The following is a 14,070-nucleotide window of genomic DNA, read 5'->3' on the forward strand; positions in this document are numbered from 1 at the left end:
AACCGGACATTATTAGCCTTTTTGCGGCAATAAAACGGTGATTGCCTTCGCGTTACTGGAGTGAAGCATCCTTCCCCTGACGGATATCGCGCGGCGACCAGCTAAACTCGCGGCGAAAAAGGGTCGAAAAGTGATTACTGTCGCCGAAACCGCAGCGATAGGCGATATCCGTGACGCTTTCATCGGTATGACGTAAAAGATGACGCGCCTTAATCAGGCGCAGGCGATTGAGGTAGCGCTGGGGCGTCAGCCCGGTGTGTTGCTTGAGCTGACGATGAAGCGTGCGTAACGACAGCGAAAACTCATCCGCCAGCGCTTCCCAGCACACGTCCTCGGCGAAATGGTCCTCCAGCCAGGCCATCAGCTGGTTCAGCCGCGCGTCGTTATTTGCCAGCCCTTCCACCAGAGAGCTGCGACGCAGCAGCACCAGCAGCTGCATAAACAGCAGCTCGCGGGTGGCAATGGCATGGGTCTCCTGCCCGTCCTCGCTCTGCTCCAGTTGATTCACCAGCTGGCGCACCTGCTGCAACGTGGACTGATTCACCCGCCAGTGAGACGGGTAGTGCCCATCCTGCTCCTGAGGCAGGAGCTTGTTCAACCCCGACAGAAACTGGAACGCGTCCGGCGAACGATAGAGCACGTTGGTCAGGCACAGATTGTCGGTATGTTCATACAAATGCCTGTCGTGATCGCGCACGAAGCACACCATACCGCCGCTGATGGTGTACGGCTGGCCGTTAAAGACGTGAATGCCTGTCCCATGCTCGACAATCACAATTTCATGAAAATCATGATGATGTTCAGGAAACGCAGCCTGCGGGAGCCGTGGCTCAATCGCGACCGGAGACGTTCCCGACGGGAAAAAATCGACGCTGTGCAGTACGGTCATAACGGCCCCCACCAATGAGAAAAGTTCTCAAAATAGTAATTAAGGCCTTCCACACTCACCTTAAATTTTTGACAGCAAACATCGCAAAAGCTGTCCATTTTTCAAGAAACAGACGGAAAAATCGGGAAATGCGGTCAGCGTCACATTGCCCGAAAACCCCGCCCTGACTGGAAATTGTGAACTCCCTCACGTTCATCTTTGCTTTCTTGCCAGCGCGAGATTCGGGCTGTCAGTGACGAGAAGGTGGTCTTTTCTTCCCTTTTTTACACTCAGCACCAATGACTTAAGAAGGGACCTGACCATGACTTTTCGCCATTGTGTGGCTGTCGATTTAGGCGCATCCAGCGGCCGCGTAATGCTCGCCACCTGGGACTGCGGCAAGCGCACACTTACGCTTCGCGAAATGCACCGTTTCGCCAACTGCCTGCAAAAACAGGACGGTTTTGATACCTGGGATATTGATGCCCTGGAAGCGGAGATCCGCACCGGGCTGAACAACGTCTGCAACGACGGCATTCGCATCGACAGCATTGGCATTGATACCTGGGGGGTGGACTACGTTCTGCTCGACAGCCACGGCGACCGCGTCGGCCTGCCCGTCTCGTATCGCGACAGCCGCACCGACGGGCTGATGACACAGGCCATCGCGCAGCTTGGCAAGGACAACATCTATGGCCGCAGCGGCATTCAGTTTCTGCCCTTTAACACGCTGTATCAGCTGCGCGCGCTGGTTGAGCAGCAGCCGGAGCTGGTCAAAAAGGTGGCGCACGCGCTGCTGATCCCGGACTACTTAAGCTACCGGCTGACCGGCAACATGAACTGGGAATACACCAACGCCACCACCACGCAGTTGGTCAACATTAACACCGACAGCTGGGATGAAATCCTGCTGGCCTGGACCGGCGCTTCGCCTTCCTGGTTCGGCACGCCGACCCATCCGGGTAACGTAATCGGTTACTGGATTTGCCCGCAGGGGAATGAAATCCCGGTGGTCGCCGTCGCCAGTCACGACACCGCCAGCGCGGTGATTGCATCTCCGTTGGCCGGTAAAGACGCGGCCTATCTCTCTTCCGGCACCTGGTCGCTGATGGGCTTTGAGAGCAAAACGCCGTACACCAGCGACGCCGCGATGGCAGCAAACATCACTAACGAAGGCGGTGCCGAAGGCCGCTACCGCGTGCTGAAGAACATCATGGGGCTCTGGCTGCTCCAGAGGATGCTGAAAGAGCAGCACATTGCCGACCTGCCTGCGCTTATCGCAGAGACCGAAAAGCTGAAGGCCTGTACGTTCCTGATCAACCCGAACGACGACCGCTTTATTAACCCGGTGCATATGAGCGCCGAAATCCAGGCCGCCTGTTTCGAAGCCGGGCAGCCGGTGCCTTCCCGTCCTGCCGAGCTGGCGCGCTGCATTTTTGACAGCCTGGCCCTGCTCTACGCGGATGTTCTGAGCGAGCTGGCAAGCCTTCGCGGCAAACCGTTCAGCCAGCTGCATATCGTGGGCGGCGGCTGCCAGAACCAGCTGCTGAACCAGCTCTGCGCCGATGTCTGCGGCATCACCGTGGTGGCGGGTCCGGTGGAGGCCTCAACGCTCGGCAACATCGGTATTCAACTGATGACTCTGGACGAACTTTCAGACGTCGACGAATTCCGTTCGGTGGTCACCGCGAATACCCGCCTGACCACCTTTACCCCTAATCCCTGCCATGAAATTGCCCGCTACCGGGCGCAGTTTCAGCAAAAACGACTGACTAAGGAGCTTTGCGCATGACCACTCAACTTGAACAAGCCTGGGACCTGGCTAAACAGCGTTTCGCCGCCGTCGGCGTGGATGTCGACGCGGCGCTGCGCCAGCTCGACCGTCTGCCGGTCTCCATGCACTGCTGGCAGGGCGATGACGTCGCCGGCTTCGAGAACCCGGGCGGTTCTCTGACGGGTGGCATTCAGGCGACGGGTAACTACCCGGGCAAAGCGCGCAACGCCACCGAACTGCGTGCGGATCTGGAACTGGCGCTGAGCCTGATCCCGGGGCCCAAACGCCTGAACCTGCACGCGATCTATCTGGAGTCCGACGAGCCGGTGGCGCGTAACGCAATCAAACCGGAGCACTTTAAAAACTGGGTGGAATGGGCCAAAGCCAACAAGCTGGGTCTGGACTTTAACCCGTCCTGCTTCTCGCACCCGCTGAGTGCGGACGGGTTTACCCTTGCGCATGCCAACGACGAGATCCGTCAGTTCTGGATCGACCATGTTAAAGCTTGCCGCCGCGTCTCGGCCTGGTTTGGCGAGCAGCTTGGCACGCCGTCGGTGATGAACATCTGGATCCCGGACGGCATGAAAGACATCACCGTCGACCGTCTCGCCCCGCGTCAGCGCCTGCTGGCCGCGCTGGATGAGGCCATCAGCGAAAAACTCAACCCGGCGCACCACATCGATGCGGTGGAGAGCAAGCTGTTCGGCATTGGCGCGGAGAGCTATACCGTCGGCTCGAACGAGTTCTACATGGGTTACGCCACCAGCCGCCAGACCGCGTTGTGCCTGGACGCCGGTCACTTCCACCCCACAGAAGTGATCTCCGACAAAATCTCCGCCGCTATGCTCTTCGTGCCGCGCCTGCTGCTGCACGTCAGCCGTCCGGTGCGCTGGGACAGCGACCACGTGGTGCTGCTGGATGACGAAACCCAGGCGATTGCCAGCGAAATCATCCGTCATGACCTGTTTGACCGCGTGCACATTGGCCTCGACTTCTTTGACGCCTCCATCAACCGCATCGCGGCATGGGTGATCGGCACCCGCAATATGAAAAAAGCCCTGCTGCGCGCGCTGCTGGAGCCAACCGCAGCGCTGAAACAGCTGGAAGCAAACGGTGACTACACCGCGCGCCTGGCGCTACTGGAAGAGCAGAAATCCCTGCCGTGGCAGGCCGTGTGGGAGATGTACTGCCAGCGTAACGACACGCCGGCAGGCAGCCAGTGGCTGGAAAACGTGCGGGCGTATGAGAAAGACGTGTTAAGTCAGCGCGGGTAATTTTGCCCTCACCCTAACCCTCTCCCACAGGGAGAGGGAACTTTTACCCCCTCTCCCTGTGGGAGAGGGCTGGGGTGAGGGATTTCACCTCACCGCGATAACTGGAAAAGAAAACTATGCAGACCATCACCACCTCCTGGTTCGTCCAGGGCATGATCAAAGCCACCTCCGATGCCTGGCTGAAGGGCTGGGACGAGCGTAACGGCGGCAACCTGACGCTGCGCCTGGACGACGCGGATATCGAACCCTACACGGCCGATTTCCACCAGAAGCCGCGCTATATTGCCCTGAGCCAGCCCATGCCGCTGCTCGCCAATACGCCGTTTATCGTCACCGGTTCCGGCAAGTTCTTTCGCAACGTCCAGCTCGATCCAGAGGCCAACCTTGGCGTGGTGAAAGTGGACAGCGACGGCGCGGGCTACCACATCCTGTGGGGCCTGACCGATGAGGCGGTACCCACCTCTGAACTGCCGGCGCACTTCCTCTCGCACTGCGAGCGCATTAAGGCGACCAACGGCAAAGACCGCGTGATCATGCACTGCCACGCCACCAACCTGATCGCCCTGACCTACGTGCTGGAAAACAGCTCTGACTTCATCACCCGCAAGCTGTGGGAAGGCAGCACCGAGTGTCTGGTGGTCTTCCCGGACGGGGTCGGCATTCTGCCGTGGATGGTACCGGGCACCGACGAAATCGGCCAGGCGACCGCCAGAGATATGCAAAAACATTCGCTGGTGCTGTGGCCGTTCCACGGCGTCTTCGGCAGCGGCCCTACGCTTGATGAAACCTTCGGCCTGATCGACACCGCCGAGAAATCCGCTGAAGTGCTGGTAAAGGTTTATTCCATGGGCGGTATGAAGCAAACCATTACCCGTGAAGAACTTATTGCGCTCGGCAAGCGCTTCGGCGTAACCCCGCTCCGTTCAGCGCTGGAAATATATGCATAAACCCTCGCTGACCGAACGGTCCGGGCGATAGTTAAGGAGAATTATCATGAGCTTTATGTTGGCACTGCCAAAAATCAGCCTGCACGGCGCGGGCGCTATTGGCGACATGGTCAGGCTGGTGGCGAACAAACGGTGGGGCAAAGCGCTGATTGTCACCGACGGCCAGCTGGTGAAGCTGGGCCTGCTGGACAGTCTTTTTACCGCGCTGGATGCGCACCAGATGTCATATCAGCTGTTTGACGCGGTCTTTCCCAACCCGACGGAGGCGCTGGTGCAAAAAGGCTATGCAGCATACCGGGACGCGGAATGTGATTATCTTATCGCCTTTGGCGGCGGCAGCCCGATTGATACCGCCAAAGCGATTAAAATCCTCACCGCCAATCCGGGTCCGTCCACCGATTATTCCGGCGTCGGCAAGGTGAAAAACCCGGGCGTGCCGCTGGTGGCGATCAACACCACCGCAGGCACGGCGGCGGAGATGACCAGCAACGCGGTGATTATTGACTCCGCGCGTCAGGTGAAAGAGGTGATCATCGACCCGAACATCATTCCGGATATCGCCGTGGATGATGCCAGCGTGATGCTGGATATTCCTGCGTCCGTCACTGCCGCAACGGGAATGGATGCGTTAACGCACGCCATTGAAGCCTATGTGTCCGTTGGCGCGCACCCGCTGACCGATGCCAACGCGCTGGAAGCAATTCGCCTGATTAACCTGTGGCTGCCCAAAGCGGTCGACGACGGTCATAACCTGGAAGCACGCGAGCAGATGGCGTTTGGTCAGTATCTGGCGGGCATGGCGTTTAACAGTGCTGGCCTCGGCCTCGTGCATGCCCTGGCGCACCAGCCGGGCGCGACGCACAATCTGCCGCACGGCGTGTGTAACGCCATCCTGCTGCCGATCATCGAAAACTTTAACCGCCCGAACGCCGTAGCACGGTTTGCTCGCGTGGCGCAGGCGATGGGCGTCGACACGCGCGGCATGAGCGACGAAGCGGCCAGCATGTCAGCGATTCAGGCGATTCGCGACCTGAGCGCCCGCGTCGGCATTCCGTCCGGCTTCAGCCAGCTTGGTGTCACCAAAGCCGATATCGAAGGCTGGCTGGATAAAGCCCTCGCCGACCCGTGCGCGCCATGCAACCCGCGCACCGCCAGCCGCGACGAGGTGCGCGAGCTGTATCTGGAGGCATTATGATCCGCAAAGCCTTTGTGATGCAGGTAAACCCGGACGCGCACGAGGAGTACGCGCGTCGCCACAACCCCATCTGGCCCGAACTGGAAGCGGTGCTGAAGGACCACGGCGCGCACCACTACGCCATTTATCTCGACCGGGAACGTAACCTGCTGTTTGCCACCGTAGAGATTGAATCGGAGGAGCGCTGGAACGCGGTCGCAAATACCGACGTCTGCCAGCGCTGGTGGAAACACATGCGTGATGTAATGCCGTCGAACCCGGACAACAGCCCGGTGAGTACCGGGCTGGAAGAGGTGTTTTATCTGGCGTGATAGCTTCGCCACTGTTTACTGCACGGGATAGCGATGTATTTCGCGATTCCCGTTGTCGTCGATGATGTCCACCTGCACCCTTTCAGCCTGATGGTGCGTTCCCGGCTCCAGCGGATAACGTTTCTCGCTAAACGGGGCAACCATCATATCGGGCTGTTGCCGCGCGCGAAGCAGCGAACCTGAAGAGTCCAGCGCAAGTTCAGCAAACGAGACAAAATAGGGCGAGGCGTTATGACAGAGAAGATCGCCACCCTCCAGGCGAAACGTTAGCTGTTTTAACGCCGTGTCCGGCTGCCCTAACCCGCGCGGGCGCCAGAAAATTTTCATTTGTGTGTTCATGGTTAGCACCATGCTTTGCTCCTGCTGCGTAACCGGAGGGATTTCATACAAATTGAGCCAAAAGACGGACTCCCTGTCAGCAGGTAACGGCATGTTATTGTAGACCAGCCGCAGCCCCTGCCCGCCATCCGGAGACAGGCGAAACACCGCCGGAATAGCAACAAAGGGAGTTTTTACGCTGCCCGGCGCGGCGTTAACATCGCCGTGATCTACCCAGCTTTGCACCACCACAGGCCAGGCATTAGCGTTCACCAGCATCAGGCTCTTTTGCGTTTCCCCTTCTTTAAAAATGACCCGCGTAGCGGCGGCCACCAGCCCCGCAGAAGCAGAGGCGGACAGGCAAAGGCAAAACATCAGGAGGAGAATCCGCATCATTGCACTTTTACCCAGACGTAAGCACGCGCATCCACCCGGCCAGGCGTAACCTGCATTGCCGGTAAACGCGTCAGAAAGGCATTGAAATTAATCAGATATTCACTCACGCCATCACGGTTCGATACCAGAGTGGCACCGGCGCGTACCGGGTACCAGCCGCCGCTGTTGCCCGTGGCGCATCCACCGGCCGTTGAACAGCGATCCCAGCCCAGAAACTGGCGGAGCACGCCGTCGCTGGCATTGGCGATCTGAATACCGACCCCGCTGGCGATATCGCTCTGCCCGTAATTCTCGGACAGCAGATGACTCACTCCGCCGCTGCTGTTCACCAGCCCCAGCGATTGCGCGGCCTGATAGCTGGCATATGAAACCTGTAGCCCAAGCGCCGTTTGCGAGGTGGCGACACCGCTCACCGCCGCGTTTTCACACCGCACACTCACGGTAAACGGCGAGCGGGCCTGTTGACCGTTTTCCAGTTCCGCCCGTGAAATCGTCGGGAAAACAACTACCGGTGTAACATTTTTTGCCACGCAGGTGGCTGTAGTGGTAAGCGTGGAAGCAGGCGCCGTGCCCATGTTCATCGCCATCCAGTTATCGTACCACCAGCCGGTATAGATAAACGCCGAGTCGCCGGTATCACAATAAGCAATGTTTCCACTGCCAGGCGAACAAAAGGCGACATAACCATTGGGCTGATTACAGGCGGAATAGCTGCCGCTGCTTTTCGGCGTCCCGCAGTAGCTGCTCGGTGCGCCCGAAGCAGGGGTAATGGCGCTGACGCGAATTGCATCAGCACGGATCGGGCTAAAATCTTTAACCCGAATATTTATCTTTTTACCGTCTGCCGATACGGCATAACGGGTCATTGGGATCCGCTGATAGTTGCGGGTGAACACCGTCCCGGAATTGACGTGAGTTAAACGCAGGCCAACGTAGTTAAACCATGTGCCGTACACATTGGGATTACCGTCAGCCATTCCCATATCCCAGTATCCCCCGCTGCGATCGTCACCATTGGTCATGATAACTTCATAGATGTTATTCGCATCGGTGATATCACACACATACAAGACGCTGTCGGGTCCTTTATAGAGCGCGTTATCTGAGAAATTAAACACCGTGCTCGCCAGCACCGTGCCCACTGGCTGAATATCAACAGACGTGAGATTGATATTGCCAAGACCAATCCCGACGCCCTGGGCGTCGTTTGTTGTTTTCACGAAGTCGGGGCCTTTTTGACAGACCGCGCTGGCCCCGGCGCTCAGCAGGCACAATCCCGCAGCCAGTAATATACGAATCTTTCCCATCAGTTCCTCCGGACGTTAACGGCAGGGCAGACTTAAAACAGATAACGGCTCCGACGTGGTGGGACGTTGCCACTGGATCTGACAACGCTCCTGTACGCTATCGCCCCATCTGACCTGCAGTCGTCCTTTTTCATCGGCCGCACGAAAATAGATTTGGTTAGCCTGTCCGACCATCCCCACGCTGTTGTCGTATTCGTCATACACCGCTGCGCCCATCGGTATTGCGCTACCGTCAGGACGTTGAGCCGCAATCAGCATCGCCTGCCCCTGCAACGTCACGAAGCGTAGCCGCACCATTGCCCCGGCATAGGGCGCAACACGCTGCGTGGACGTTTGCAGTTCCGCATCGTCACTCATCTCCTGAGGATCTAATCCAACCGTATTGAACTGGTAAGGCACCAGCGCTGGTGCCAGCGCGTAACCAAACGCATTCACCCGTGCTCCCTGGCCGCCCATAACCTGTGCCCCCGTTGCGCCAGGCGCCTCAACCAACGCAAACGTGTCCCCAAGATATGGACCGGGCGTGATACCGCCGCGATGCGCCACCAGCGCCCCCTGAACGGAGGCCGATGCCTGCCAGTACGTACTGGAGGTTGACCACGAGGCACCGCCGTTGGCCCACGGGAAGTTTTTACGCACGTTCGCCCCCCAGACGGCGCGATCGCCGTGTTCATCAGCGGCATAGTTCAGGCTATAGCTCAGCGGATCGCGCTCGCCGTACATCCCACTCAGGGTGGATTGGTAACCACCGCTTTCATCGTCAGCGCGGTTGGCGCTCAGCGACAGCGTTGGTGAATAGCGGTTATGGCCCAGAGGAATGGAAAAGGAGAGTGACCAGAGGGTTTGAGTGTCAGCCTGCCAGCCGGTGTCGGCAAAAAGGCTGCCGCTGGCAGGAGAGACGCGTCGCGTGCGAGCGGCGGTAACGTTCACCGAAATGCCCCCGTCGAAGGTCTTGTTCCAGCTCGCCTGCATCTGCTTGTCGCGGCTTTTGCCATCACGATAATCCTGTGATGAGAGCGATATGGCCAGATTCCCCAGCGCGTTGAGGGACTGGTTAGCCGACAGTTCCAGCCGCGTGCGCTGCTGATAAGTGGACGACTGCCACTCCTCGCTGCTCTGACGCGCCGCCCGTGCGCCGAACACATCGTACAGCTCGGCAAATCCACGGGTGGAGTAGCGGTAGCCCGCCAGCGCAACCGACGTGGAGGTCTGCGAGAAATATTTGCTGTAGTTCAGGCGGAACATCCATCCGGTCTGGTAATCGTCGTCAAGCTGGCGAGCGCGGGAGAACGTTCCGTCCATACCCCAGGCCCCCAGCGACGAACTGTAGACGCCACCCAGCATAAATGATTGATACCCGTCCGCCAGCTGATTGCCCAGGTTTAAGGTCAGCGCATTGCTGATGCCTTGCCGCCAGACCAGCTCGCTGAACAGGTCATCATCTCCCACATCCCGCGCACGGCCCACCGTGGCGGCATAGTCAAAAAGCCCGGCGCGCAATGATTCCGCCAGCGCCGAGAACGGAACCGTAAATGTGCTCTCGCTACCGTCCGCTTCACGCACGGTAACGTTCAGATCGCCTGCATAGTGGGTTGGATAAAGATCATCAATAACAAATGCCCCTGGTGCCACGGTCGTTTCATAAAGCGTGGTATTGCCCTGCTGGATGGTCACTTTAGCGTTAGTACGGGCGATTCCGCGCACCACTGGCGCATAGCCGCGCTGCGAGTCAGGACGCATGCGGTTATCAGAGGTGAGCTGGATGCCGCTGAAGCCCATGCCCGAAAAAAAACGGCCATCTGTATAACCTTCTCCCAGCATAATTTCGCTCTTCAAAGGGAGAAGCGCACGCTGTAGATAGCGACGGGAGGTTGTCCAGCGGCTCCCTGTATCGGTGTCATAGTTAAGGGAGGACTGTTCGCGATAGCGCCACAATCCAAGATTGGCCCCGCCGTTGAGGTTAAGAAAGGTTGAGTCCGAGCTGTCGTTGCCGCCCTGCTTCTGGCTAACGTGATACTGGTTAACCATATAATTCAGGAACAACATAGACTCTCCGGTCTCCAGAACCTCTTCGGGAACGCTACCTCGGGGGGGCGCATCCAGCAGCGCCTGCGGGACAGAGAAATCAATACGCATTTGCGACAGCGCGAGGTTAAGCGCCACGCCGTCGAAAACGTCGTCTTCTGGACGATAGCAGGCCGTGCCTGGCGTTTTCGATAATGCTTTTAACCCAATTTTGTTCAGCGTCTTCCAGGTAAAACAGGGTGAAGTACGGCTCCCGTCATCGCTAAACACAATGTCATCCCGGGCGACGGGCAGACCGTTGACATACAGATCCAGCGGATACACGCCAGGTTTAACCATGGTGTCCTGATTCAGCTGGCGAATATCGCTGTTGCTTAACCCGGTATCGCGCAGCAGCGTGGCGTCAAAATAGTAATCCTGCTTTGCAATGGTGTCAGTGACGCTAAACAGCGTGACCGCCGCCATCAGCAGCCTGGATCGGGAATATCGGAACATAACATTCTCCCTGTTAAAGTTCCTCACACGCTAACGGGGCAGCGAAAAGGTATGGCCCACCGCAGTGCCGTAATCGTTAATTGCATAAAGCGTTAGGGTCGTTGCCTGGGATTCAGGGAGCGACCAGCGGGTCGAGCCAAACGGTGGCAGCGTGACCGACTCCCCGACAGCGATCGATTTTTGACCCTGCGTCAGGACGGCGTTACGGATGTTGATATACCAGGGCGTTGGATTCGTCAGATTCAGCGCGCGGCCCTGTCGGCTCAACCGGAGCGACGAAGGTGCCTGGTTGGCTTCGCCCTTCAGGCCTGCCGGACGATAAAAAATCTTCAGCCGACTTTTAATTAACAGCGACAGGCGGTTACGTTCGGTATCGTCCGCTTTTACCGCGGGGAATTGCAGATAATTAAACCAGAACAACGACTCTCGATCGGCCGGAAGCGGCTGGCCCGTAAATTTAAGGCGTAGCGCCTGCCCGGCATTCGCATTCATACGGAAAATTTGCGGCGTAGCAATAAAAGGGGCATCGGCGGTTTCAGGCGTTGATTTCGGATTGTCTTTATCCATCCAGACCTGAATCAGCATGGGGGTACTCCCCTCATTGGTAAACTCGACTATTTTTTCTTTTGCGGCAGCAGAATAAATAATTCGATTCCCTTTTAATATTACCGTGGCGGCTGCCCGCTCTATTCCAGCCAATAAAAAAGCGCATGACAAAATAGTCATCCATAACGTTCTGCTGACGTATTTCATATCTTCAACCGTCAAGAAAATAAGCGCCGCCAGACGCGGCGCTTAAAAATGCTTATAAATAGGTCACCGCAAATTGCGCACTGGCTTCTACTGCACCGGAAGTGGCACTGCCGGCCGTAGAATAATAACGAGCGACCATATCAAACGTAACCGTATCAGCACCGCCGTCACCGCCTACCGTCTTCTGTGAGGTTTTGGCTTCACCGCTGGTGAAGTCCAGCGCGGTCGTGCCTTCCAGAAGCTGGATCGCAACGTTGGTGGCCGGGCTGGAGGCCGCAATATTCGACAGGTTAGTTCCGTCAATATTGTTGCTGACGAAACGCGCAGCTGCTTTGCCGGTTACCGACGTCGCACTTACATCGCAGCCGCTAAGGGTCACAGAGAAGGGGGTATCCCCTGCGCTGGAGCCCGCCGATGCGAGGGTGCTTTTACTGACGGTTGGCAGCAGAACAACAGGATAAGAATCTGTGCCATTAATTTTAATGGAACACGTTTGATCGCTAACTTCACCAAGGAAACGAACGGTATTATCAGCAGACGCAACGCCACTGATTCCAACGGATAAAATAAATGCCGCTATAATTTTCGTTTTCATTGCTCTTTCTCCAGGAGGTATCCCCTTACCGTAATATAAGGGGTATACATTTTTATAAAGGAATGTCTTAAAGCAAAAATACCCCCTGTAAAATTAGATGTAAAGATATTACAAAAAGCGACAAACAATAACATCGCCACGGATGTTTCTAAAAAAAACGAAACACATATTCATGAAATAAATATATTTGAGAGATGAATTGATCGTTTTTTCTCCATAAAAAATGTCCGAAAAAAGATAATCAGATGAAAATCAAATAAATGGTCGAAATTGGCTAAAAAAAAGGAAGTATTGTTTTAATAATTAGATTTACTTAACAGCATTTTAAATTTTATTTAAATATTAACTTGAAATAAATCAGCTGAATGCATTGCATGCGTAAAATAAAAATTAATTATTATACGGTAAGTTATATTTTAGGAATTATGCCCGAAAAACCGTTTGAAAAATAAACACATTTTACGGGTGCAATAACGCACTGCCGCATTCGCGGCAGTGTGATGACTAAATGACCTCCGCCGTGTTACTGCGCTGAGCTATCTCCTGCCTGCTGCTCAGCGTAAACGCCGACACCACCGTAATTGCCAGCACGAAGCAGCCCAGCATCAGATACGTCTCCTGGAAGCCGATCCGGTCATACATATTTCCGGCAAAGGCGGAGAGGAAAATGGCCGCTGACTGTTTGGCAAACTGGAAGCCAATCAGATATATAGTGGCCGAGAGTCGCGTATCAAACACGCCGGTGATGTACTTGAAGGCTCCCACCAGCAGGAACGGGACCTCCAGCGCGTGCAGCATTTTCAGGGCGATGACCTCCACGGCGGTGGTGGCAAACGACGAGCCGATGATGCGCGTCGCCATAATCAACCCGGCGATCAGCAGCGTATTTTTCGCCCCAATACGGTTAATGATCCACGGCGAGCAGAACATAATAATGGCGTTACAGATCTCCCCCGCCGTCGTCGCGAAACCAAAGGCGCGAGTGCCCTCCTGCGGCGTGGCGAAGAAGGTTTTGAAGAAGGTGGCGAACTGCTGATCAAAAACGTCATAGACGCAGGCCACGCCAATCACGTACAGAATAAACATCCACATTCTGCGCTGACGGAACAGGTTAAAGACCGTTTTCGCGGTGATCTGCGGCTGGTTGGCCCCCAGGGCATTCATCACCTGTGCCGTCTGATTGGGCTTCGGCTTTGCGACCATCAGCAGCAGCATCAGCAACAGCGCCGCCGCCGATCCCATCCAGAAAACGTATGACGGATCGATACCAAACAGGATGCCCCCCGTTGAGGCGCACAGCCCCCAGCCGAGGCAGCCGAACATGCGCGCCTTGCCGTATTCAAAGGCGCTGTTGCGGCTCACGCGTTCGATATAGGCCTCAATCGCCCCGGACCCGGCCGAGAAAACAAAGCCGATATACAGCCCGCCGCTCAGCGCACCCAGCCAGATGTTGGTTTTCAGCAGCGGCGCGAATACGTACAGGAAGAAAGGCGCGAACAGAAAGAGCAGTACAGAGATAATCCACAGCAGATGCTTTTTCAGCCCCAGCTTGTCCGAAATCACCCCCAGCACCGGCTGGAAGGCGATAGCCGACAGCGAAATGCAGGAGAAAACAATGCCGGTATGGGTTTTGTTCAGGCCGATGATGTCCGACAGCCAGATAGGCAGGAACGGAAAGCAGGTGGCCATGATGAAGAAGTAGAGAAAGAAGAACAGCCCGAAGATCCAGAAGTTAGGGTTGTCTTTGTGGGTACAGGTTGTTGTGTTCATTATTTTTATCCTCAACGGAGGGCCAGTTTCCCGGCCCGTCAC

At 56.5% G+C, this 14,070-nt stretch carries 12 protein-coding genes; 5 read left to right on the top strand and 7 right to left on the bottom strand.

Translation table 11 applies throughout. The annotated features are described in order from the left end of the window. Positions 1-52: 52 nt before the first annotated feature. Positions 53-889: an HTH-type transcriptional activator RhaS gene (rhaS, locus tag AK59_RS0106590; RefSeq protein WP_029882333.1), complete on the bottom strand. Its 837-nt coding sequence runs from the start codon at positions 887-889 to the stop codon at positions 53-55. A 301-nt stretch (positions 890-1,190) separates the two neighbouring features. Between rhaS and rhaB the strand changes: the two genes are divergently transcribed. From rhaB to rhaM, 5 genes are all read left to right on the top strand, one after another. After that, the gene (gene rhaB / locus AK59_RS0106600; RefSeq protein ID WP_029882334.1) at positions 1,191-2,660 is read left to right on the top strand and encodes a rhamnulokinase; all 1,470 of its coding nucleotides are present in this window, start codon (positions 1,191-1,193) and stop codon (positions 2,658-2,660) included. After that, positions 2,657-3,916, top strand: coding sequence for an L-rhamnose isomerase (gene rhaA / locus AK59_RS0106605; RefSeq protein ID WP_029882335.1), 1,260 nt, complete (start codon positions 2,657-2,659; stop codon positions 3,914-3,916). The genes rhaB and rhaA overlap by 4 nt, the downstream gene beginning before the upstream one ends. Positions 3,917-4,032: 116 nt before the next feature. Next, positions 4,033-4,863 carry a rhamnulose-1-phosphate aldolase gene (gene rhaD / locus AK59_RS0106610; protein WP_029882336.1) on the top strand — a complete coding sequence of 277 codons (831 nt, stop codon included), beginning with the start codon at positions 4,033-4,035 and terminating at the stop codon, positions 4,861-4,863. 46 nt (positions 4,864-4,909) lie between these two features. After that, the gene (fucO, locus tag AK59_RS0106615; RefSeq protein WP_029882337.1) at positions 4,910-6,058 is read left to right on the top strand and encodes a lactaldehyde reductase; all 1,149 of its coding nucleotides are present in this window, start codon (positions 4,910-4,912) and stop codon (positions 6,056-6,058) included. Then, the gene (rhaM, locus tag AK59_RS0106620; RefSeq protein ID WP_023620508.1) at positions 6,055-6,369 is read left to right on the top strand and encodes an L-rhamnose mutarotase; all 315 of its coding nucleotides are present in this window, start codon (positions 6,055-6,057) and stop codon (positions 6,367-6,369) included. The genes fucO and rhaM overlap by 4 nt, the downstream gene beginning before the upstream one ends. Before the next feature lie 15 nt (positions 6,370-6,384). Here rhaM and AK59_RS0106625 read toward each other — a convergent pair whose 3' ends face one another. The 6 genes from AK59_RS0106625 to AK59_RS0106650 form a co-directional block, all read right to left on the bottom strand. Next, on the bottom strand, positions 6,385-7,083 hold the full coding sequence (locus AK59_RS0106625) for a fimbrial biogenesis chaperone (protein ID WP_029882338.1): 699 nt from the start codon (positions 7,081-7,083) through the stop codon (positions 6,385-6,387). Beyond that, positions 7,080-8,390 carry a fimbrial protein gene (locus tag AK59_RS0106630; protein WP_029882339.1) on the bottom strand — a complete coding sequence of 437 codons (1,311 nt, stop codon included), beginning with the start codon at positions 8,388-8,390 and terminating at the stop codon, positions 7,080-7,082. Before AK59_RS0106630 ends, AK59_RS0106625 begins: the two co-directional genes overlap by 4 nt. Positions 8,391-8,405: 15 nt before the next feature. Further along, positions 8,406-10,910: a fimbria/pilus outer membrane usher protein gene (locus AK59_RS0106635; RefSeq protein WP_029882340.1), complete on the bottom strand. Its 2,505-nt coding sequence runs from the start codon at positions 10,908-10,910 to the stop codon at positions 8,406-8,408. Positions 10,911-10,940: 30 nt separating this feature from the next. Then, positions 10,941-11,663 carry a fimbrial biogenesis chaperone gene (locus AK59_RS0106640; RefSeq protein ID WP_029882341.1) on the bottom strand — a complete coding sequence of 241 codons (723 nt, stop codon included), beginning with the start codon at positions 11,661-11,663 and terminating at the stop codon, positions 10,941-10,943. 52 nt (positions 11,664-11,715) lie between these two features. After that, positions 11,716-12,258, bottom strand: coding sequence for a fimbrial protein (locus tag AK59_RS0106645; RefSeq protein WP_029882342.1), 543 nt, complete (start codon positions 12,256-12,258; stop codon positions 11,716-11,718). Between the two features lie 504 nt (positions 12,259-12,762). After that, the gene (locus AK59_RS0106650) at positions 12,763-14,028 is read right to left on the bottom strand and encodes an MFS transporter (RefSeq protein WP_029882343.1); all 1,266 of its coding nucleotides are present in this window, start codon (positions 14,026-14,028) and stop codon (positions 12,763-12,765) included. Positions 14,029-14,070: the final 42 nt, after the last annotated feature.

Source organism: Enterobacter sp. T1-1, assembly GCF_000710795.1.
Lineage (GTDB): Bacteria > Pseudomonadota > Gammaproteobacteria > Enterobacterales > Enterobacteriaceae > Enterobacter > Enterobacter cloacae.